This is a genomic window from Microbacterium testaceum (assembly GCF_001476285.1).
GTDB classification, from domain to species: domain Bacteria; phylum Actinomycetota; class Actinomycetes; order Actinomycetales; family Microbacteriaceae; genus Microbacterium; species Microbacterium testaceum_B.
Map to the genome: position 1 here is coordinate 27,921 of NZ_LDRU01000001.1, position 17,995 is coordinate 45,915.

The 17,995-nt window shown below is 69.8% G+C and carries 19 protein-coding genes and 1 tRNA gene; 9 read left to right on the forward strand and 11 right to left on the reverse strand.

Going from position 1 to position 17,995, the window contains the following annotated elements:
* Nucleotides 1–24: 24 nt before the first annotated feature.
* Together NS283_RS00140 and NS283_RS00145 are read right to left on the reverse strand one after the other, a co-directional pair.
* On the reverse strand, nucleotides 25–378 hold the full coding sequence (locus tag NS283_RS00140) for a YnfA family protein (protein WP_058594855.1): 354 nt from the start codon (nucleotides 376–378) through the stop codon (nucleotides 25–27).
* Between the two features lie 7 nt (nucleotides 379–385).
* Nucleotides 386–1,375 carry a hypothetical protein gene (locus NS283_RS00145; RefSeq protein WP_058594856.1) on the reverse strand — a complete coding sequence of 330 codons (990 nt, stop codon included), beginning with the start codon at nucleotides 1,373–1,375 and terminating at the stop codon, nucleotides 386–388.
* Between the two features lie 109 nt (nucleotides 1,376–1,484).
* Here NS283_RS00145 and NS283_RS00150 point away from each other — a divergent pair, with 109 nt between their 5' ends.
* Entirely contained in the window at nucleotides 1,485–2,489 is a 1,005-nt protein-coding gene (locus NS283_RS00150; RefSeq protein WP_275934949.1) for a zinc-binding metallopeptidase family protein, read from the forward strand.
* Nucleotides 2,490–2,584: 95 nt separating this feature from the next.
* On the opposite strand, the gene NS283_RS00155 is transcribed toward NS283_RS00150, so the two are convergent.
* Complete coding sequence (locus NS283_RS00155; protein ID WP_058594858.1) at nucleotides 2,585–3,253, reverse strand: FadR/GntR family transcriptional regulator; 669 nt, start codon at nucleotides 3,251–3,253, stop codon at nucleotides 2,585–2,587.
* Between the two features lie 165 nt (nucleotides 3,254–3,418).
* Here NS283_RS00155 and NS283_RS00160 point away from each other — a divergent pair, with 165 nt between their 5' ends.
* Genes NS283_RS00160 through NS283_RS00170 form a run of 3 tightly spaced genes read left to right on the forward strand, consistent with a single transcriptional unit; the run spans nucleotide 3,419 to nucleotide 8,258 of the window.
* Entirely contained in the window at nucleotides 3,419–5,140 is a 1,722-nt protein-coding gene (locus NS283_RS00160; protein ID WP_058594859.1) for a 2-isopropylmalate synthase, read from the forward strand.
* Nucleotides 5,137–5,487: a hypothetical protein gene (locus NS283_RS00165; protein ID WP_193752602.1), complete on the forward strand. Its 351-nt coding sequence runs from the start codon at nucleotides 5,137–5,139 to the stop codon at nucleotides 5,485–5,487. The genes NS283_RS00160 and NS283_RS00165 overlap by 4 nt, the downstream gene beginning before the upstream one ends.
* A gap of 50 nt (nucleotides 5,488–5,537) precedes the next feature.
* The gene (locus NS283_RS00170) at nucleotides 5,538–8,258 is read left to right on the forward strand and encodes a hypothetical protein (RefSeq protein ID WP_058594861.1); all 2,721 of its coding nucleotides are present in this window, start codon (nucleotides 5,538–5,540) and stop codon (nucleotides 8,256–8,258) included.
* Nucleotides 8,259–8,288: 30 nt separating this feature from the next.
* Here NS283_RS00170 and NS283_RS00175 read toward each other — a convergent pair whose 3' ends face one another.
* The gene (locus NS283_RS00175) at nucleotides 8,289–9,260 is read right to left on the reverse strand and encodes an acyltransferase family protein (protein ID WP_193752603.1); all 972 of its coding nucleotides are present in this window, start codon (nucleotides 9,258–9,260) and stop codon (nucleotides 8,289–8,291) included.
* A gap of 218 nt (nucleotides 9,261–9,478) precedes the next feature.
* Nucleotides 9,479–9,946, reverse strand: coding sequence for a MarR family winged helix-turn-helix transcriptional regulator (locus NS283_RS00180; RefSeq protein ID WP_058594863.1), 468 nt, complete (start codon nucleotides 9,944–9,946; stop codon nucleotides 9,479–9,481).
* Nucleotides 9,947–10,138: 192 nt separating this feature from the next.
* Between NS283_RS00180 and NS283_RS00185 the strand changes: the two genes are divergently transcribed.
* On the forward strand, nucleotides 10,139–10,753 hold the full coding sequence (locus tag NS283_RS00185; protein WP_058594864.1) for a hypothetical protein: 615 nt from the start codon (nucleotides 10,139–10,141) through the stop codon (nucleotides 10,751–10,753).
* A gap of 127 nt (nucleotides 10,754–10,880) precedes the next feature.
* Nucleotides 10,881–11,807, forward strand: a complete 927-nt coding sequence (locus tag NS283_RS00190; RefSeq protein ID WP_058594865.1) for a signal peptidase I — start codon at nucleotides 10,881–10,883, stop codon at nucleotides 11,805–11,807.
* Nucleotides 11,808–11,891: 84 nt separating this feature from the next.
* Here the strand turns inward: NS283_RS00190 and NS283_RS18240 are convergent, their stop codons facing one another.
* On the reverse strand, nucleotides 11,892–12,644 hold the full coding sequence (locus tag NS283_RS18240) for a MerR family transcriptional regulator (RefSeq protein ID WP_342586558.1): 753 nt from the start codon (nucleotides 12,642–12,644) through the stop codon (nucleotides 11,892–11,894).
* Entirely contained in the window at nucleotides 12,599–13,504 is a 906-nt protein-coding gene (locus NS283_RS00200) for a CPBP family intramembrane glutamic endopeptidase (protein ID WP_081317172.1), read from the reverse strand. Before NS283_RS00200 ends, NS283_RS18240 begins: the two co-directional genes overlap by 46 nt.
* A gap of 317 nt (nucleotides 13,505–13,821) precedes the next feature.
* On the opposite strand from NS283_RS00200, the gene NS283_RS00205 reads away from it, so the two are divergent.
* Complete coding sequence (locus tag NS283_RS00205) at nucleotides 13,822–14,487, forward strand: hypothetical protein (protein WP_153003232.1); 666 nt, start codon at nucleotides 13,822–13,824, stop codon at nucleotides 14,485–14,487.
* A 21-nt stretch (nucleotides 14,488–14,508) separates the two neighbouring features.
* On the opposite strand, the gene NS283_RS00210 is transcribed toward NS283_RS00205, so the two are convergent.
* A complete protein-coding gene (locus tag NS283_RS00210) occupies nucleotides 14,509–14,649 on the reverse strand; it encodes a chemotaxis protein CheY (protein WP_241490475.1) in 141 nt (46 codons plus the stop codon).
* Between the two features lie 207 nt (nucleotides 14,650–14,856).
* A tRNA-Pro gene (locus NS283_RS00215) sits at nucleotides 14,857–14,930 on the reverse strand.
* 146 nt (nucleotides 14,931–15,076) lie between these two features.
* Between NS283_RS00215 and NS283_RS00220 the strand changes: the two genes are divergently transcribed.
* Together NS283_RS00220 and NS283_RS00225 are read left to right on the forward strand one after the other, a co-directional pair.
* Entirely contained in the window at nucleotides 15,077–15,655 is a 579-nt protein-coding gene (locus NS283_RS00220; protein WP_058594870.1) for a GNAT family N-acetyltransferase, read from the forward strand.
* A 42-nt stretch (nucleotides 15,656–15,697) separates the two neighbouring features.
* On the forward strand, nucleotides 15,698–16,081 hold the full coding sequence (locus NS283_RS00225; protein WP_058594871.1) for an RNA-binding S4 domain-containing protein: 384 nt from the start codon (nucleotides 15,698–15,700) through the stop codon (nucleotides 16,079–16,081).
* Between the two features lie 219 nt (nucleotides 16,082–16,300).
* Here the strand turns inward: NS283_RS00225 and NS283_RS00230 are convergent, their stop codons facing one another.
* On the reverse strand, nucleotides 16,301–17,203 hold the full coding sequence (locus NS283_RS00230; protein ID WP_058594872.1) for an NUDIX domain-containing protein: 903 nt from the start codon (nucleotides 17,201–17,203) through the stop codon (nucleotides 16,301–16,303).
* 253 nt (nucleotides 17,204–17,456) lie between these two features.
* Entirely contained in the window at nucleotides 17,457–17,900 is a 444-nt protein-coding gene (locus NS283_RS00235) for a DUF805 domain-containing protein (RefSeq protein ID WP_058594873.1), read from the reverse strand.
* Nucleotides 17,901–17,995 lie beyond the last annotated feature (95 nt).

The window sequence follows — 17,995 nt, forward strand, 5'->3', positions numbered from 1 at the left end:
GAAGGGCCGGCGTCACGGCATCCGTCACGAGATCTCTCCCGCCGTCGACTGGCCCGGGGCGAACATGATGATCGCCGCGCCGACGAGGGCGATCGCCGAGCCGACGTAGTCCCAGGTCGTGGGACGGAAGCCGTCGACGACGACCCCCCACGCGAGCGAGCCGGCGATGAAGACTCCCCCGTACGCGGCGAGGACCCGCCCGAAGTTCGCGTCGGGCTGGAGCGCCGCGAAGAACCCGTAGGCGCCGAGAGCGACGATGCCCAGCAGCGCGAACCACCAGCCCCGGTTCTCGCGCACGGCCTGCCAGATGAGCCACGCCCCGCCGATCTCGGCCAGGGCGGCGACGGCGAAGAGGATGACGATCCGGGCGGTGGTCATTCCGCCATTATCCGGGTGAGCGCTCGAGGGTCGTCTCGCCCGCTCGCGCCCGCTTCCCCGCCGACACCGTCAACCCCGCCCCCTTCAGCGCGTGGAGCAGGCGTCGCGGGAGCTCGGGGACCGTCGGCGCCGTCCCTCTCGGTCGGCGCGCCATGCCGACCAGCAGCACGAGTCCGGGCCCTTCCGCCGGGCGTACGACGATCCGCGTCGGCGGGTTGCGCGACGACACGGTCAGGCTCCGGATGCCATCGGTCCCGGCATCCATCAGCGTGACGCCGTCGATGGTCCGCACCCGCACGCGCTCCGCGCTGAGGCACAGCTCCACCGTGGTCGTGCGCGCTCGCGCGAGAGCGCCGACCACCAGGTACACGGGCGCCCCCACCGCCCAGCCGAGCAGGAGGAGGATCGCCATCGGGCCGAGCCTCTGCGCGAGGTCGGCGAAGACGAGCACGAACGTCGCCATCGCGCCGGCCGCCAGCACGCCGAGCACCGCGCCGACCGCGAGGTAGGCCGAACGTCGGAGCGGCACGACGGGGAGCCGGAGCGTCCACTCGCTGCCGCAGCGCTCCCACGCGGGCTCGATGAGCTGGGCGGCCCTCTTATCCGAGGTCGTCTGGACGGCCGCGGTCACTCGCCCGACCAACGAGAGCCAGATCCAGCCCGCGAAGGGCGCCATCGCGAACGAAAGGGTCGAGCGCACGGTCAGCGGTACCGCCACGGGCCAGTCCCCCGGCTGCACGATCAGGAAGACCGCGAACCCGGCCGCGATCCCCAGCGCGAGGTGCGCCGCCACCGACACCGCGCGGGTCCGCACGAACGCGAGCGCGTGCAGAAGCGTCTGCGCCAGCGCCCATCCCGCAACGAGCGAGAGCAGGAAGCCCCAGAACTCCTGCGCGAGACCGAACAGCGCCACCGCCCCCGCGAAGCAGACGACCGCCCACGGGAACGGATGCCACAGCACCCGCCGCGCGAGGGATCCGGCCGGGGTGGGGGTCACGGGAGTCCTTCCGGTGGGCGACCTCACGATTCTAGGAAGACCGCGCAACCCCGTCCCCGACACCGAGCGCCCGTGTCAGGCTCGACAGGTGAAATCCTTCCGATGCCGCGTGTGTGGGAACGCCCTCTGGTTCGAGAACTCGGTCTGCGTGTCATGCCACACCCCGCTCGGCTTCTCGCGCGACGAGGTCGAGATCGTTCCCGTCGATGCGAATGGTCGGTACATCGATGCGGAGGGACGAGCCTGGCACGTGTGCCGCAACCTGAACCTGTCGGGCTGCACGTGGCTCGCGCCGGTCGAGGGAGGGCAGTGCTCGGCCTGCGATCTCACCCGCGTGCGCCCGAACGACGCCGACGCGAAAGGGCTCTCGCAGTACCCCGTCGCCGAACGTGCGAAGCGCTGGCTGCTCGTCGAGCTCGACCGTCTCGGCTTCCCCGTCGTCGGCAAGGCCGAGGACCCCGAGCGCGGCCTCTGCTTCGACCTGCTGTCGAGCGTCGCCGAGGACGTCACGATCGGCCACGCGGACGGGGTGATCACGATCGACCTCGCCGAGAGCGACGACGCGTACCGCGTCCGGGTTCAGGAGCAGTTGGGCGAGGCGTACCGCACGATGCTCGGCCACTTCCGCCACGAGAGCGGGCACTACTTCGAGTGGATCCTCGTCGAGGGCACCGACCGCCGCAGCGAGGCGCGCGCGCTCTTCGGCGACGAGACCGCCGACTACCAGGCCGAGATCGACCGCCACTACTCCGAGGGTCCCCCGGCCGACTGGCCCGAGCGCTACATCTCGACGTACGCGACCATGCACCCCTACGAGGATTTCGCCGAGACCTGGGCGCACTACCTCCACATCACCGACACGGTCGAGACGGCCGCCGCCAACGGTCTCTCGCGCGTCGACTCCTCGGCATCCGTCCCCTTCCGCACGCTGGTGACGGATGTCTGGATGCCGCTCGCGAGCGCCCTCAACATGGTCAACCGGTCGATGGGCAAGGACGACCTCTACCCCTTCCTCCTGCCGGATCCGGTGCTCGACAAGCTCGACTTCGTCGCGTCCCTCCGGGACGGGGAATCGGGGAACGGGTCAGCCGGCGCCGACCAGCGCTCGCGCTGAGCCCCAGGAAGGTGCCGCCCCGCCATCTGGACGACGGCGAGCACCGCGGGGTGTGAGATGAGGGACAGCGATCGCGCAACCCCCGACGGTGCTCCTCAGGCGAACCCCGCCTTCAACGCGTCGAGGTGCGCGCGCGTCGCAGCGGCGGCGATCTCGGCCCGGCGCTCGCCGATCGCCGCGACGACGTCGGCGTGGGCGTCGTGGTCACGGCCCTCGTCCGCGACGGGGCGCAGGCGCAGCATGTCGACCATCGCTCGGCGCACGCGCGGGACGAAGCCGTCGAACATCTCGGTGAGAACGTCGTTGTGCGCCGCGACGACGATCGCGCGGTGCAGCACCATGTCGGCATCCACGTGTTCCTCGACGCTCTGCCCCGGCGCCGTGCGCTCCGCCAGCGCGCGCTTGATGGATCGCAGGTCGGACGGGGTCCGGCGCACGGCCGCGAGCGCGGCCGCCTCGACCTCGATCGCCGTGCGCGCCTCGAGCACCGTGACGATGTCGGCGCGACGGAGCACCTGCTCCCAGTCCTCGGGAACGTCGACGGCGGTGACGTACACGCCCGATCCGTGTCGCGAGTCGAGCACGCCTCGACCCGCGAGCTGCCGGATCGCCTCGCGCACGGTGGACCGTCCCACGCCCAGTTGCGGCGCGAGGGTCGTCTCGCCCGGGAGCTTGGCGCCCAGCGCCCACTCCCCCGCCCGGATGCGCGCGAGCAGCACGTCGGCGGCCTGGTCGGCGAGGGGTACGCGTTTCAGGTCCGGCATCCTGACTCCTCAACTTGTCTGAGGACTTATGCTACCGTCTTGCCATGTCCTTCCGCGGATTCCTCCTTCTTCGTCGCCACGACGGGGCCTGATCAGACCGGCTCCCCGTCGTGGAGCCGCACGCTGCGACGGTCGCCCCCGCGACACCCCGAGGAACCGAGAAACATGACCACCTGGAACAGGCAGCGCCCCTCGCACATGCCCTCTCACCGCTACACCGACGTCTTCTCGCGCGTCGACGTTCCCCTGGCCGACACCGAACGGCAGTGGCCGACGCGCCGCATCACCGAGGCACCGCTCTGGGTCCCCGTCGACCTGCGCGACGGCAACCAGGCGCTCGCCGAACCCATGGACCCCGAGCGCAAGCGCCTCTTCTTCGACCTCATGGTCCGGATGGGGTACACCGAGATCGAGGTGGGCTACCCCTCCGCCTCGCAGACCGACTTCGACTTCGTCCGGCTCATCGCCGAGAGCGACATCGCCCCCGACGACGTCACGATCGTCGTCTTCACCCCGGCGCGCCGCGACCTCATCGAACGCACGGTCGCCTCGATCAGCGGCATCCGGAACGAGGTGGTCATCCACCTCTACACCGCGACGGCTCCGACCTGGCGCGAGACCGTGCTCGGCAGGGACCGCGACGAGCTGCGCGAGCTCATCCTCGCCGGAGGCCGCGACGTCTGGGAGCTCGCGGGGCACCTCCCGAACGTGCGATTCGAGTTCTCGCCCGAGGTGTTCAACCTGACCGAGCCCGACTACGTCCTCGAGATCTGCGACGCGATGACGGAGCTGTGGGATGCCACGCCCGAGCGTCCCGTCATCCTGAATCTGCCGGCCACGGTCGAGATCGCCACCCCGAACGTGTACGCCGACCAGATCGAGTACATGCACACCCACCTCGCCCGGCGGGATGCCGTGATCCTCTCCGTGCATCCGCACAACGACCGCGGCACGGGCGTCGCCTGCGCCGAACTGGCCGTGCTCGCCGGCGCACAGCGGGTGGAGGGCTGCATCTTCGGCAACGGCGAGCGCACCGGCAACGTCGACCTCGCGACCCTCGCGCTGAACCTGCACGCGCAGGGCGTGGATCCGATGATCGACTTCTCCGACATCGACGGAGTCCGCCGGGTCGTGGAGCACTGCAACAGACTCGAGCTCTCGCCCCGGCATCCGTATGTCGGAGACCTCGTGCACACCGCCTTCAGCGGAACGCATCAGGATGCCATCCGCAAAGGCTTCGCCGAACACCGCGACCGGGCCCTCGCCGAGGGCCGCGACGAGCGCGAGATCGCGTGGCGCGTGCCCTACCTGCCGATCGACCCGGCGGACATCGGTCGCACCTACGACGCCGTGATCCGCGTCAACTCCCAGTCCGGCAAGGGCGGCATCGCGTACCTGCTCGAGACGGCGTACGGCCTGGAGATCCCCCGCCGCCTGCAGATCGACCTGTCGCGCCAGGTGCAGCGGCACACCGACCGCACGGGCGACGAGGCCACGGCCGACGACATCTGGGCGATCTTCGCCGAGGCGTACCTGTCCGGCCCCGACGACGCCGTGCGGGTGACGTCGCTGCGGGTCGATGCGGGCGCAGAGGTGGCGGTCGAGGTCGACGGTTTCGAGTATCGCGGCGTCTCCGAGACGGGGCCGGTCGATGCGCTCGTCGGCGCTCTGGACCGCGGCGGCATCGCGCTCGAGATCCTGTCGCTTCACCAGAGCTCGCTGCGGGCGGGAGCGGATGCCGAGGCCCTCACGCTTCTCGAGTACCGCGGCCCCGACGGCCCCGCGTGGGTCGCGGGGCGGAACGGCTCCGTGCTCACCGCCTCGGTGGACGCCGTGGTCCGCGCCGCGAACGCGGTGGCGGCGTCGCGGGAGGTGGTCGGATCGTGATGACCGTCGTCCACCTCTTCCACGACGACCCCGACTCGCTCCTGATCGGCAGCCGGCTCCCCCGCCGCATGGCCGAGGCCGCGCGCCCCGACGATCCGCCCCTCGAGGTCTTCGTGTTCGACGCCGCGCAGCGTCGCCTCGGGCGCACCGACACCGACCTCGACCGCCGCTTCAACGAGCAGATCGACGAACTGCTCGCCGCCGGAATCCCCGTGGGCGCGTGCATCACGCTCGCGCGGGCCGACGGCCTCGAAGACGCGCTGCGCGCCCGCGGGCTGAGCCTCGTGATCGCGCGCGATGCCTTCCTGCGTTACTCGCGCGAGGGTGCCACGGTGATCGGCTTCTGAGCGAACGCGCCAGCCCGGTACCGGTCTGGAGCTCCGCATAGCATCGACATATGGGGGACAAAGGTCGACGCAAGAACGCCCTGTACCGCTCGAAATGGATGGTGCCCGTCGTCGCGGTCGCGCTGGCGGCGCTGTCCGCGGGGCTCGCGCAGGTCGCGCAGGCGCACATCCTCGCCCAGCCCGACAAGCCGATCACCTTCCTCGTCGAGGGTGATCTCCCGTACGGGATCACCCAGGAGACCGTGGATGCCGCGGCCCGGGGCCGCGCCCTGAGCTACGAGCCGTTCACGGTGCTGGTCGTCGAGCGCGAGCTCACGTGGGACGAGTACGAGAACGGCGAGCTCCCTCGCGGCGCCGACGTCATGGTGTCGGTGGGGATCGATCCCGACGATCCCGACCTCGTCCTGCCCGATGTCTCTCGCGCCTCGGTGGCGAAACGCCTCGAGGGAGACGATTGGAACCCGAACTACTCGGCGGCCGTCGACATCCGCGAGGCCTTCCTCAACAACCTGACGCAGGGCCAGGGCCCGGGCGCCGTCGTCGGCGCGGCACTCACGGCGGCGTCGCGGGCGTTCGACGGCGGCCCCCGGTCGCCGGTGCTCTGGGTCTCCCTCGCTGCACTTCCGCTGCTCGTCGGACTGTTCATGATGGTGCTCTGGGCGCGCTATCTCGCGCGAGAGCGCAACCGGCGGCGCACCTTCTCGCGGGCGCGGCTCGAGCTCGCCCGCGTCGTCCTCGAACTCGACATCCTCGAGGCGCACGTCGACATCGCCGGCGCCGAACTCGATCGCGGTGCCGACGCTCGCGCCCGGAACGTCGCGAAGGACGTCAATGAGAAGCTCCGCAAGGACTGGGCGGCGATCCGCAAGGAGAGCCTGAAGCTCGCCCACGAGGAGCAGGTCCTCACGCGCGAGCTGCTCGACCCGTGGACCCGCGTGCACGAGCGCGGCGCTCCCGAGACGCCGCTGGATCTCGCGGAGTTCGCGAGGCGCACGGCGGCTCTCCGCCGTCGCGCCGATGCACTCGTCGCTGCCTCGTCGCTGCGTGTCGGGCACGCCGCCGGCGGCACGATCCTCGGACGGATCGCCCTGACCTCCACACTCGCGGTCGACGATGTCCTCGCCCGCCCGGAGCTCCTCTCCGAGAAGGAGATCGAGAGCCTCGGCCGCCAGCGGCGCGACCTCCTCGCTCTCGTACGCGAGGCCGACACGACGTTCGGCGACGACAACGGCCCCGAGGCCGTCGTGCGCCACATCGACCTGATGACCAGGTGGCGCGAAGCCGAACGCCGCCTCTCCGTCACGCTGGCGAGGATCGAGAACCGTCTCGAGAAGAAGATCCCGCGCGGCACGACCTCGCACATCGCCGCCGGGGCGCTGGATCGACGCCTCGAGGACCGGGCGCGCATCGCCACGGGAGGCGCAGCCGAGACGCTCGACGAGCTCCGCTCCTCTCTCGACCTGACCCCGCGCAAGGGCCTCCCGCCGGCGCACCACGCCGAACGGATCCTGCTCATCGCGGACGCTCTCGACGCCGCGAGAAGCGGCACCACTCACCCGCGGAGGTCGGGATCCGGCATCCGGGTCGACAAGCTCGCACCGGACTTCACCCCTCTCACGATCGCCGGGATCCCCCTGGTGGCCGCCCTCATCGCCGGCTTCGTGGCGACGTCCGCCATGGAACGCAGCGATGCCACCTACGGACGCGAGCTGACCGGCGACGTCCCCCTCGCCAGCCTGGAGGTCGTCGGCGACCCCACCCTCCTGCCGACCTACAACAACCCCGAGGATGCCGAACGCGAAGACCCCAACATCGAGACGCTGTCGCTGGATTTCGTTCGGGATGCCATGGAGCGCACGGCACAGCGCAGCGACGACGACGCACTGCTTCCGGAGCGGATCGACCTGGTCGTTCCCCTGCTCCCGATCGACGACTACGTCACGGTTCGCTCGAACCCCGAGGTCGAGGGAGGCGTGAAGCTCGACTACTTCGAGGTGCTGGAGGCCTACGCACGTATCAAGACGGAGGTCGAGGCCGCCGTGCCGGGAACGCTCGACCCGGCGACCGGCGACGTGCGAGCGGGTCACGCGATCCTCCCCTTCTGGATCCGCGACGACGGCTCGTACGGCGTCGGTCTCCCCCTGACGGGAACGCTCAGCACCGGGACGGAGAGCCGGCTCGGAGCCTACGACTTCCTCGCGACGGAGCCCCGCTTCACGAACGAACCCGGCGAGGACTGGGCGAATCCCGCGGGGTGGGTCGTGGCATCCGAGATGATCAAACTCGGCCGCCAGTTGGAGTACAACGACCTCCGTGTGAGCTCCCTCTCCCCCGCGACGCTGTTCTGGGTCGTCGCCCTCGCGACGTGGACCGGCGTCCAGACCCTCGCGATGATCGTGTGGTCACTCGCCCAGCTGCTCCTGCGCGGCGCCGGATCCCGCCGGACGCGCGCCCAGCTGCGCGAGCTGCGCGCCAAGCTCAACGCGCTCGCGATGGGCCTCGACCTGTCGAGACTGGATGCCGTCGCCGTCCTCGGCACGGCCGACGGTCACCGGGGACGAGCGGCCGAGGCGGACCAGCAGCTCTACGAGACGGTCCTGTTCACCGCCTGGCGCGAGGTGCAGGCCCTCGAGGCACTGCCCCGCCGCGAGCAGCGGGGCCCGGAGTGGCGGCAGCGCGTCGAGCGGATGAGTGCCGTGATCGATGCGCTCGCCGTGCGCGAGGCCGGGGTCGCGGAGCGGGCGCTGGTGCTCGTGCGCTCGTACAGCTGAGAACGGGTCGGAAAGAAGCCTCACCCTCGCTCACACGAGATGCGGTCGCCGCCGCGGTATCCGGAACAGCCAGGCGACGGGAAACCTTGACGAGTGTCGCGCCAGCACCGAAGACACCAGGAGACCGACCACGAGGTTGGCGGCGACGAGCCATAGCCCCAGCGGCACGTGGAGCGCCGTCGCGATCTGGCCGACCGCCACCATCGCCGGAAAGTGCGCGAGGTAGAAGACGATCGAATTGCGCCCCATCCAGGCGATGTAGCGTCCCACGTTCGTCGAGGTGACGGCCGGCGCGATGCGGCTTGCCACGATCGCGGTGAGGAGGATCATCGCGCAGACAGCGGGTGCGGTGATGATCGAGAACTGGAAAAAGTGCTCCCCGCTCGCCGCGCTCAGCGTCACCGACGCGACCGTGAACACCACGGTCACACCCGATAAGGCCAGAACCCACACGGCCCGAGCCCGCAAGATGCCCGGCATGACGCGCGCAAGGAAGTATCCCCCGAAGAAGAACACGGCGAAGAATGACATCTTTCCGAGCGTCGAATCGCCCCCGACCGCCGAAAGCATCGCCGCCGGCAGGATCACGATCGGCCACGCCAATCTCGTCGCGAGGGGGGCGACGACGGCGTAGGCGAGGAGGAAGAAGATGAACCACAGATATCCCGTGGCGATCCACGACCGCGGTGACACGATCGAGCCATTGGGAAACGGAAAGGTCAGCAGGTAGAGCGCTGACCACACGAGGTACGGCCACAACAGGGTGCGAGCCTTGCCTCGGTAGTAGTCGAGGAGATCCTTTCGAAGTGCTCGCGTCAGGAGCATGCCCGAGAGAAACATGAGCGCGGGCATCCGCCACGGCATGAAGATCTCGTTGACGAGGAAGAGCCAGACGGGCATGTCCCATCCGAGATAGGCCGGGAGGGACGAGGCGTGCCAGAGCAGGAGAAGCACGACCACCACCCCGCGGAGGAGGTCTACCCAGCCGATGCGCTCAGTCACGATCCATTTCATCGCGGGCACGATCACTCCACACCAAGCGCGAGCGGTCACCCGGGACGTGCGCGCCTCTTCTTCGGCTCCTGATCGCGGGGCCGATACCAGCGGCCGTCTGGCCGGAACGGGCGTGCACCGCTCGCGCGGAGCGCCGAGCGCCACGCGTCGAACGCCGCTGAATTCACCCCTCTACCGCTCGCGGTCGAGGGCATACTCACCACGCATCAGTACGAGGCCGCTTCGCGCAGCCCCTCTTCGATCTGCTGCGTGGCGGTGAGGATCGCGTCCTGGTCGGGGTGGCCGAACAATCCCGACAGCGCTCGGCCGTACAAGCGGCGCAGCTGATCCACCACGGCACGACCCCCGTCTTCGAGCTGCAGAAGGGTGCTGCGACGATCCCGGGGGTTCGGTTCGCGTCGGACGAAGTGTCGCAACTCCAACCGTTCGATCACGGCGCTCGCGAGGCTACTGCCGGCCTGGAGGAAACGGGCGAGGTCCTTGGGCGTTCGCGGTTCGTCATCCATGCCGAGGAACTTCAGAGCCCGGAGATCGATCGGATTGAGTTCGTGCTCCAGCGCCAGACGCTGAAGGAGATGGGCGTTCTGCACCTGCATCCGGTACCACGCTGCGACGATCTCGTCCGGACTCGCGGAGGGGAGCGATTCCCTCGCGGGATTCTGCTCATACCCCATGGACCAAGAATAGTCCACACTCTGTCTCATATTTTGAGTAACTAGTTTACCGTACTTATAGTTCGGCTAGGCACTTTTCGAAGTGCTCAGAGAGCAGTTCCCGGCAGCCTCGGCCGCCCGTGTTTGAAGAATCACCCCGCCTGCCGTACGTCCTTCATCCCACTCGCCCTCCCCGTTCAAGGAGTCTTCGTCATGCGAAAAATCCCCGCCACGCCCTCGCGCCGCCTCGGCAAGATCGCAACGATCGCCGTGATCCCTCTCTCATTGATCGCCGCGGGAGCGCTGGTCTCCACCGCGTCGTACTCCGCTTTCTCGGCGACGACCTCGAACCCGTCGAACAACTGGTCGGCCGGTTCGGTCGGCCTCACCAACAGCTCGCCCAACAGCGCGGCGTTCGACGCGACGAACCTGAAGCCGGGATCGACGGGCACCACCTGTGTCGCCGTCACCTCCACCGGCAGCCTGCCTGCCGCGGTCAAGCTGTACGCGACGGATGCCTCCCAGAGCCAGGGGATCGGCGACTGGCTGAATCTGACGGTCACCCAGGGTACCGGCGGCGGCAACGGCAGCTGCAACGGCTTCTCGCCGATCTCCTCCGGCGCGTCGGTCTACGACAACACGCTCACCTCGTTCGTGAACGACGCCACGGACTACGGCAGCGGTGTGGGGAACTGGGCTCCCGCGGGCGGCGACTCCCCCGAGACACGCACGTTCCAGATCACGTACTCGGTCTCGGCGAACGCCCCCTCGTCGATCATGGGCGCCACCGCGAACGTCAACTTCACCTGGGAAGCGCAAAATCAGTGAGCTGAGGAGTCGCTCCAGAGACGGCGCGGGCGGGTCATCCGTCACGGATCCCGCCCGCCCGTTATGGGCTTGGCTCCGCTTCTGCGCTGTCATCGCCGCACGGGCCGCCCTCGCCGTCGTCTTCGGCATGACATTCTGGGCGGTCGCGCCGCTCGCGATCGGATGGCAGACGACCACGGTCATGACCGGCTCGATGGAACCGGCCATTCAGACCGGCGACCTCGTCGTCAGCCGCCCCATCGACCCCGCCGAACTGCGCCCCGGTCAGGTCGTCCTCGTCCACGATCCGGACCGCCCCGGGCGGCTCCGCCTCCACCGTCTGTACGCCGTCGAGGGCGCAGAACTCACGACGAAAGGCGACGCCAACCCCGAGGCCGACTCGTCGCCGGTGCTCCGGTCGGACGTTCTCGGCATCGGAGTCCTCCGCGTTCCCTGGATCGGCATCCCGATCCAGCAGGCTCGCGACGGTGACGCTGTCGCCCTCGCCTCGACGGTCCTGGGGCTCGTCGCCGTCATCGTGCTCGCTCTCGCTCGTCCGACCGCACGGAACGACGACGATCCCCCCGCGCCGCGCCCCGAGGTGCGCGACAGCGAACGGTCACCGGATGCCGGGACCCGCCGTGCCAGATCGCGGACGATGGCCTTCGTCGCGGCGTTCACGGTCGCCGCGGTCGCCGCAGCCTCGCCGGCGCACGCGGCCGCCTTCTCCGACCGCACCCAGACCCTGGGGTCCGTCCGCGCGGCGACAGCCGAAGCGCCGTCGGACCTGACCTGCCAGAACAATCTGGACGGGTCGGTGACCATCGGCTGGGCCTACGACGCCGAGACGCCCGTCAACTTCGAGATCCTCGTCGACGGCCGCGGCTCGATCGCCACCCTCGGCCCGGACGCTCGCTCCGTCCAACTCCGAGCGAACACCCCGTTCTCGTTCGGCAGAACCTCGGTGGTCCGCGTGCGCACCAACCTCACCCCGACGTGGGGCGCGACGAGCTCGGACTCGCGCAGCGTCACGACCATCACGATCCTGTGGGTCGGCGTGGCGCGGTGCGCCTGAGGCCGCGAGACCAGGACGCGCCACACCGGCTTCGAGCGTGCGGTCGTCGACCCGCATAGCTCGTCGCCTCGATCACCGCTCTCCTCAGTCCCGCAATCGCCTCACCGCGCGGCGTACCGTCTCGCGCTGGACGGGCGGAAGCTGGTCGTCGACGTAGACGTCGAACGATCGCGCGACATCCGGAGTGGGCCGTGAGGCCAAGAGCAGAGGCGTCACCTGGCGGAGCACGGATACGAGCGCGTCCACGACCGTGTCGAGGTGCTCGCGAGAGGCATCCTCGTCGAGGTCGAGAAGAGCGGCCGACACGTCCGCCAATCGCTCGATCTCATCCTGACGAAGCGCGGTGAGTCGTGAGATCGACGCCGGGTCGAGGATCGACTCGAGGAGGAGAGCCGCGTCCCGCTCGATCTCCACCGACGGCGTCGGGAGCTCACGCCGCCCACCCACCACCGCGAGATACTCCCGCGCGAAGGCGGGGGTGTCGACGGGGGTGTCTCGCTGGCGCAGGGCGCGGATCGCTTCGCGACGTCGTCGGAGATGCTCGATCTGCCGGGCGTAGTCGTCGTCCAACAAAGCGAGCTCGGCGTCGATGTCCATGAGGGGATCGATCCGCGAAAGCGGCATTCCCAGATCGGTGAGACGCCTGACCCGCAGAACCCGGATGAGATCGGATGCCGCGTAGCTGCGGTAGCCGTTCGCCGACCGAGGCGGCTCGGGGAGCACCCCGATCTGATGGTAGTGGCGCAATGTTCGTACCGAAACGCCCGCGAGTCGAGCGAGATCGCGGCTTCTCACGTCATCGCCTCCGTCCGCCGAGGTACCCGTGCCTGGAGCCACGGGGTGATCCTCCAGAGTACGAGAGTGAGGGTGACGACCAGGAGCACGGGCACGATGAGGATCGGGCCGGACGGGGTCGAAACGGATGCAAGCTCGCCCGCGAGAATGACCGGCACCAGCAGCAGCGTGTTGTTGACCGCGTGGATGAGCACAGGAACCTCCAATCCCCCGGTGCGCTCGGCGAGAACCGCGAAGCTGATCCCGATGACGATGTAATACGCAACGGCCCAGGGATCAGCCGATCCGTGAATCACGCCGAACTGGACGGCGGTGATCGTCGTCGCGACGAGGAATGCGACCACGGGGCGAACGAACCGCGCGCCGACGGCGCGGAAGATCAGCCCGCGAAACAGATACTCCTCCCCCGCCGACTGAAGGGGGATCGTCACGATGGCGACCAGGCCGAGAAGAAGATGGGAAGCGCTCCACACGGGCTGTCCGGTGCCCAGTACCGGCTGGATGATCGCCGCGTACGCACCCCATACGGGCACGACCACCGCCGCGGCCCGTGCCATCACTGACCAGCGGAACCGCCCGGACACGGACGACAACGTGCCCCACCCCGCACCGTAAATGAGCTTCTGCAGCAGCATGCTGGCGGGGATCAGCAGAGCGAGCAGAAGGTTGCCGGCGACCCAGAACCCGATCGTGAATGTCGGTCGAGACGGGTCGAACGGCGCGACCCCGATCCACCTGTCCACCGCCATGCCGGCGGGAATGGCAAGTCCTCCCAGCACGACGAGCATGACCAGAAGACCCCCGACGACAGCGGCGATCGTCCGCCACGCCTGCGGCCTCGATCGGAGCCCCTGAAGGTATCCGGAGAATGGCGACGACGAACGGGAATGGTGTGCGGTCATGAGGGCACCTGTCTCTGCGAGGAATTCGTACCCCCTCAGGCAAAACGATGACGCCGCGTCGTAGTCAAGGCCGGGGGCCGAGACGAGGTCTGAGACAGTTCTGCGGGTCGGGGTGGAGCGGCGCGGATGCGCCTCCGCGGAAGGCCGCCTCGTGGTCAGTCGGGCCCCTCGATCCCGCTGAGGTTCGTCCCGGTCAGGTCGTCCTCGTCAACGACCCGGACCACCCCGGTCGGCTCCGTCTCCACCGCCTCTTCGCCGTCGAGGGTGCCGAGCTGATCACCAAAGGCGACGCCAACCCCGAGGCCGACTCGTCGCCCGTGCTCCGATCCGACGTCCTCGGCATCGGAGCCCTCAGGGTCCCCTGGATCGGCATCCCCATCCAGCAGGCCCGCGACGGCGACGCCGTCGGTCTCGCCGCGACGGTCCTCGGTCTGGTCGCCGTGATCGCGATCGCGCTCAGTCCCCCGATCGCTCGAGGCGCGGGCGACCCCCCTGAGCCGCGCCCCGAGCCTCGCGAGAGCGCCCGGTCACAGGATGCCGAGACCCGCCGCAGCCGATCCCGCACGATGGCGTTCGTCGCGGCGTTCACGATTGCCGCCGTCGCCGCAGCCTCACCGGCTCGGGCGGCATCCTTCTCGGATCGCACGCAGACGCTCGGCTCCGTCCGCGCGGCGACGGCCGAAGCACCCTCGGATCTGACCTGTCGGAACAACCTCGACGGCTCCGTCACCATCGGGTGGACCTACAACGCCGAGACACCCGACAACTTCGAGATCCTCGTCGACGGCCGCGGCTCCATCGCCACCCTCGGCCCGGACGCCCGCTCCGTCCAACTCCGAGCGAACACCCCGTTCTCGTTCGGCAGAACCTCGGTGGTCCGCGTGCGCACCAACCTCACCCCGACGTGGGGCGCGACGAGCTCGGACTCGCGCAGCGTGACGACCATCACGATCCTGTGGGTCGGCGTGGCGCGGTGCGGCTGAGCGCGGACCCGCGACCCTCGGTCACCCGCCGCGCAGCTGCTCCACGAGGTCTCGGTGAACCGGGTGAAGGAACAGCACCGCACCGCTCGGCCGAACCGCGTGGTGGAAGCTCTCCGGGGCGATGGCAGCCGTGAAGCGCACGTCGATGCTCGGCTGCTCCACGAGGAGCCTCCGTACTCGTTCCGAAACCCGCTCTGGCACCCGCCCCAAGTTAGCCGCGGCTTCGTTTCAGGCGCAATGTTCCCGCGCCCCGACCCTCAGACCATCGCCACGCCGACGCGCCGACGAAAAGCCTGTCCGGCCGGAAAGGCACGGAAACGACAAGAGGCCCGAACCCCCGCAATCCTGCGGAAGTTCGGGCCTCGACTGTCGGGATGACAGGATTTGAACCTGCGACCCCTTGACCCCCAGTCAAGTGCGCTACCAAGCTGCGCCACATCCCGTCGCCCGCGAGCGGGCAACTCCCCTATATTAGCCGCTCCGCGACCGTGCCGCGAACCGGCCGCAGCCCGGGCGTGTGCGCGAGCAGGAGAAACCGAGCGACCGGCAATCCCTTGCCGGTGTCGGACCCCCTCGCTACCGTCGCCGCATGAGCATCGAGATCCTCCCCGCGACCGGTGACCGCTTCGACGACGCCGAGGTCGCCCTCGACAGCGGCGACGGCCCGGAATGCCAGTGCCAGTGGTGGCTCCTCCCCAACGGCCCGTGGAGAGAGGCATCCGTCGCCGAACGCACCGAGCTCTTCCGCGCCGAGTTCAGCGACGGCCGCCCGCCCGGACTCATCGCGTATGTCGACGGCGAACCCGCGGGTTGGGTGCGCGTAGGACCCCGCACCGCCCAACCGCGCCTCGCCCGCACGCGCGACGTCACCGCCTCCACCACCGAGCCGCTCGACGCCGACGACGTGTGGGCGGTCTCGTGCTTCGTCGTCCGCGAAGAACACCGCGGCAGGGGGCTCACCGGCCAGCTCCTGGATGCCGCCGTCGCCGCCGCCCGCGACGGCGGGGCGCGCGTCATCGAGGGGTACCCACTCGACCCCGCCGCCGCGAAGCGGTCGTCGAACCAGCTCTTCCGCGGCACCGTCTCGGTCTTCGAGGCCGCCGGCTTCGACGTCGTGGATCGCCCCAAACCCGACCGCGCCCTCGTCGCGCTCACCCTGCACGACTGACGGCCCGTCCTACGATGGAGGTTCGCCGACGAAAGACCTGACATGACGGATGCCACGACCACCGCGCGCGTCGACGCCTGGCTGTGGGCGGTTCGGGTCTACAAGACCCGCTCGGCGGCGACCACCGCGTGCCGCGCGGGGCACGTCCGCGTCAACGGCGAACGCGCCAAGGCCGCGCAGCCGGTCCGACCCGGCGACGAGTTGCGCGTCCGGATCCAGGGGTTCGACCGCATCCTCGTCGTCAAGAAGACGATCGCGAAGCGCGTCGGTGCCGCCCTCGTCGCCGAGGCGCTCGACGACCGCACTCCCCCGCCACCGCCGCGCGAGAGCATGCCGTTCGTCCCGGTTCGCGACCGCGGCGCGGGACGCCCGACCAAGCGCGACCGCCGCGACATCGAAAAGCTTCGCGGCCGCGACCTCGACTGAGATGCTCACCGCCCCGGAGTCACGCACCCGCCGGTGACGAGCGGAGGGCGAGGGATGAGCGGAGGACGAACCGCGCGAGATCATCCTCCGCCGGTCCCCTGTCCTCCGCTGGTCACGCCCGGACGCCCCGACGCCCCGAGCTCCCGAACTCCCGAACGAAGGCACCGGGGCCGAGGACCACAGGGCCAGCCCGAGAACCCCAAGAGACCCGTGGGTCCGTCAGCCCAACTGATCCAGCAACCACCGCGTCCCACGCACCGATGCCCCCAGAGCCTCCACGCGTTCCGTCAGCCCGCGGTCGCTCGTCACCACGATCACCGGATCCCATGAGCCGACGAGCTTCGACGTCACGCGCACGATCTCGTCATCGCCCGACCCGCTGGCCCGCCACACCGCGACCAGGTCGTGATCGACGTCCGTCGCACGCGCATCGCCCTCCAGCACCGCCGCAACGAACGGGAACCAGCGCGTGGCGGAAAGGCCGAGGGCCTCGGCATCCATTCCCTTCGACGCGAGTGCCGAGAGGCGGGTGAGCAGTCGCCCGGCCGCGCCGGCGCGGTCTTTCCACCAGCCGTCGGGCACCGACCCCATGACATTCGCGACATCGACCACCACCGCGGGACGCACCGACAGCGCGGAGCGGAGGGCGGGCCACGCCGCGGCGAAGCCCGGGTGGAGGGGCCGAGACTCGACCTCGTCGACCGGCACCCACTCGAGCGCCACGCTCTCGGGGTCGCTGATCACGGGTTCGAAGGGCGAGGTGACGTCGGCGACGAGGGTCGTGTAGGTCCAGATGCCGAGGTCGAGCACGCTCTCGAAGCGCGCCTGCACGGCGTCCTCGGGCACGCCGGCCTCTTCGCCCGACTCGCGCAACGCACCGTCGCGCGCCGACTCGTTCTCGTGACGCGCACCGCCGGGGAGCGCCCACGTGTCGCCGAAGTGGCTCCACGACACGCGGTGCTGCAGCAGCACGCCCCGCTCGGCGTCGAGGGCGAGCAGACCGGCGGCCCCGAAACGCCCCCAGTACCTCTCCCCCGTCGGCGCGACGACCCACGCATCCCCGGGATCGCGGGGACCGTGCGGGCGCCGCGGTTCACCGGCGGCAGGGGGCTCGATCGTCATCCCGTCCAGCCTGGCACACCTCGGCGCGCCCGGGTCAGCCCGACGACTCATGGCGCCGCAATCCCGTCCGGAGCCACCCCCGAGCCGTCACGCGGATCCGGATGCCGACACGCCGACCCCACGTCACCGGAAAACGGCGTGTCACCCACCGACTCCGCCCGACGGCCCACCCCGCACCACGGGCCCCACGGCCCCGGAACAGCCGCGTGCCCCGACCCCCGCAATCGGGGCCGGGGCACGCGAAAGAAGTATGTCAGCGGTCGAAGCGCGCACCCTCGGGCTTCGAGCCCAGCAGCGTGAAGACGAAGAGGATGATCGGCCCGACGAGCGGCACGAAGTAGATGAAAGCCCAGAAGCCGCTGCGGTTGGTGTCGTGCAGGCGGCGCACGAGAACCGCGATGTGCGGGACGATCGTGGCCAGGCCCCAGATCACCGACAGCACGACGAAGATCACACCGATCCCACCGGCGAGCTGCACCTCGCCGTACGGGCCCGTGGTGACCCCGCCCGTCACGGCCGCGAGCACGTTGAGCACGAGGACGACGAGGCCGTTCGCGAGGATCCACCACCAGTACTCGCTCCGGCTCGCGCGGCCGGTGAAGGTCGCGTACTTCTTGAAGATGCGGCGCACGGCGGCACCGAACGGCGCTCCGTAGTACGGCTGATCGAGTGCCGGTTCGGCCTGCAGATTGGTCATGGAGATCCCCCTTGTCAGCGGCCGACGTGCCGCACGCGGGCGGACCCTGTAGCCCACCGCTGATGCAGCGTATCCATTCCTGGGAGGTTTCTGTG

What these genes read in the sequence shown, in the direction of transcription:
- NS283_RS00140 (WP_058594855.1), bottom strand. Translation starts at nt 378, where the DNA reads ATGACCACCGCCCGGATCGTCATCCTCTTCGCCGTCGCCGCCCTGGCC.
- NS283_RS00155 (WP_058594858.1), bottom strand. Translation starts at nt 3,253, where the DNA reads ATGCCGGACCTGAAACGCGTACCCCTCGCCGACCAGGCCGCCGACGTG.
- NS283_RS00160 (WP_058594859.1), top strand. Translation starts at nt 3,419, where the DNA reads ATGACCACCTGGAACAGGCAGCGCCCCTCGCACATGCCCTCTCACCGC.
- NS283_RS00170 (WP_058594861.1), top strand. Translation starts at nt 5,538, where the DNA reads ATGGGGGACAAAGGTCGACGCAAGAACGCCCTGTACCGCTCGAAATGG.
- NS283_RS00180 (WP_058594863.1), bottom strand. Translation starts at nt 9,946, where the DNA reads ATGGGGTATGAGCAGAATCCCGCGAGGGAATCGCTCCCCTCCGCGAGT.
- NS283_RS00185 (WP_058594864.1), top strand. Translation starts at nt 10,139, where the DNA reads ATGCGAAAAATCCCCGCCACGCCCTCGCGCCGCCTCGGCAAGATCGCA.
- NS283_RS00190 (WP_058594865.1), top strand. Translation starts at nt 10,881, where the DNA reads ATGACATTCTGGGCGGTCGCGCCGCTCGCGATCGGATGGCAGACGACC.
- NS283_RS00200 (WP_081317172.1), bottom strand. Translation starts at nt 13,504, where the DNA reads ATGACCGCACACCATTCCCGTTCGTCGTCGCCATTCTCCGGATACCTT.
- NS283_RS00220 (WP_058594870.1), top strand. Translation starts at nt 15,077, where the DNA reads ATGAGCATCGAGATCCTCCCCGCGACCGGTGACCGCTTCGACGACGCC.
- NS283_RS00225 (WP_058594871.1), top strand. Translation starts at nt 15,698, where the DNA reads ATGACGGATGCCACGACCACCGCGCGCGTCGACGCCTGGCTGTGGGCG.
- NS283_RS00230 (WP_058594872.1), bottom strand. Translation starts at nt 17,203, where the DNA reads ATGACGATCGAGCCCCCTGCCGCCGGTGAACCGCGGCGCCCGCACGGT.
- NS283_RS00235 (WP_058594873.1), bottom strand. Translation starts at nt 17,900, where the DNA reads ATGACCAATCTGCAGGCCGAACCGGCACTCGATCAGCCGTACTACGGA.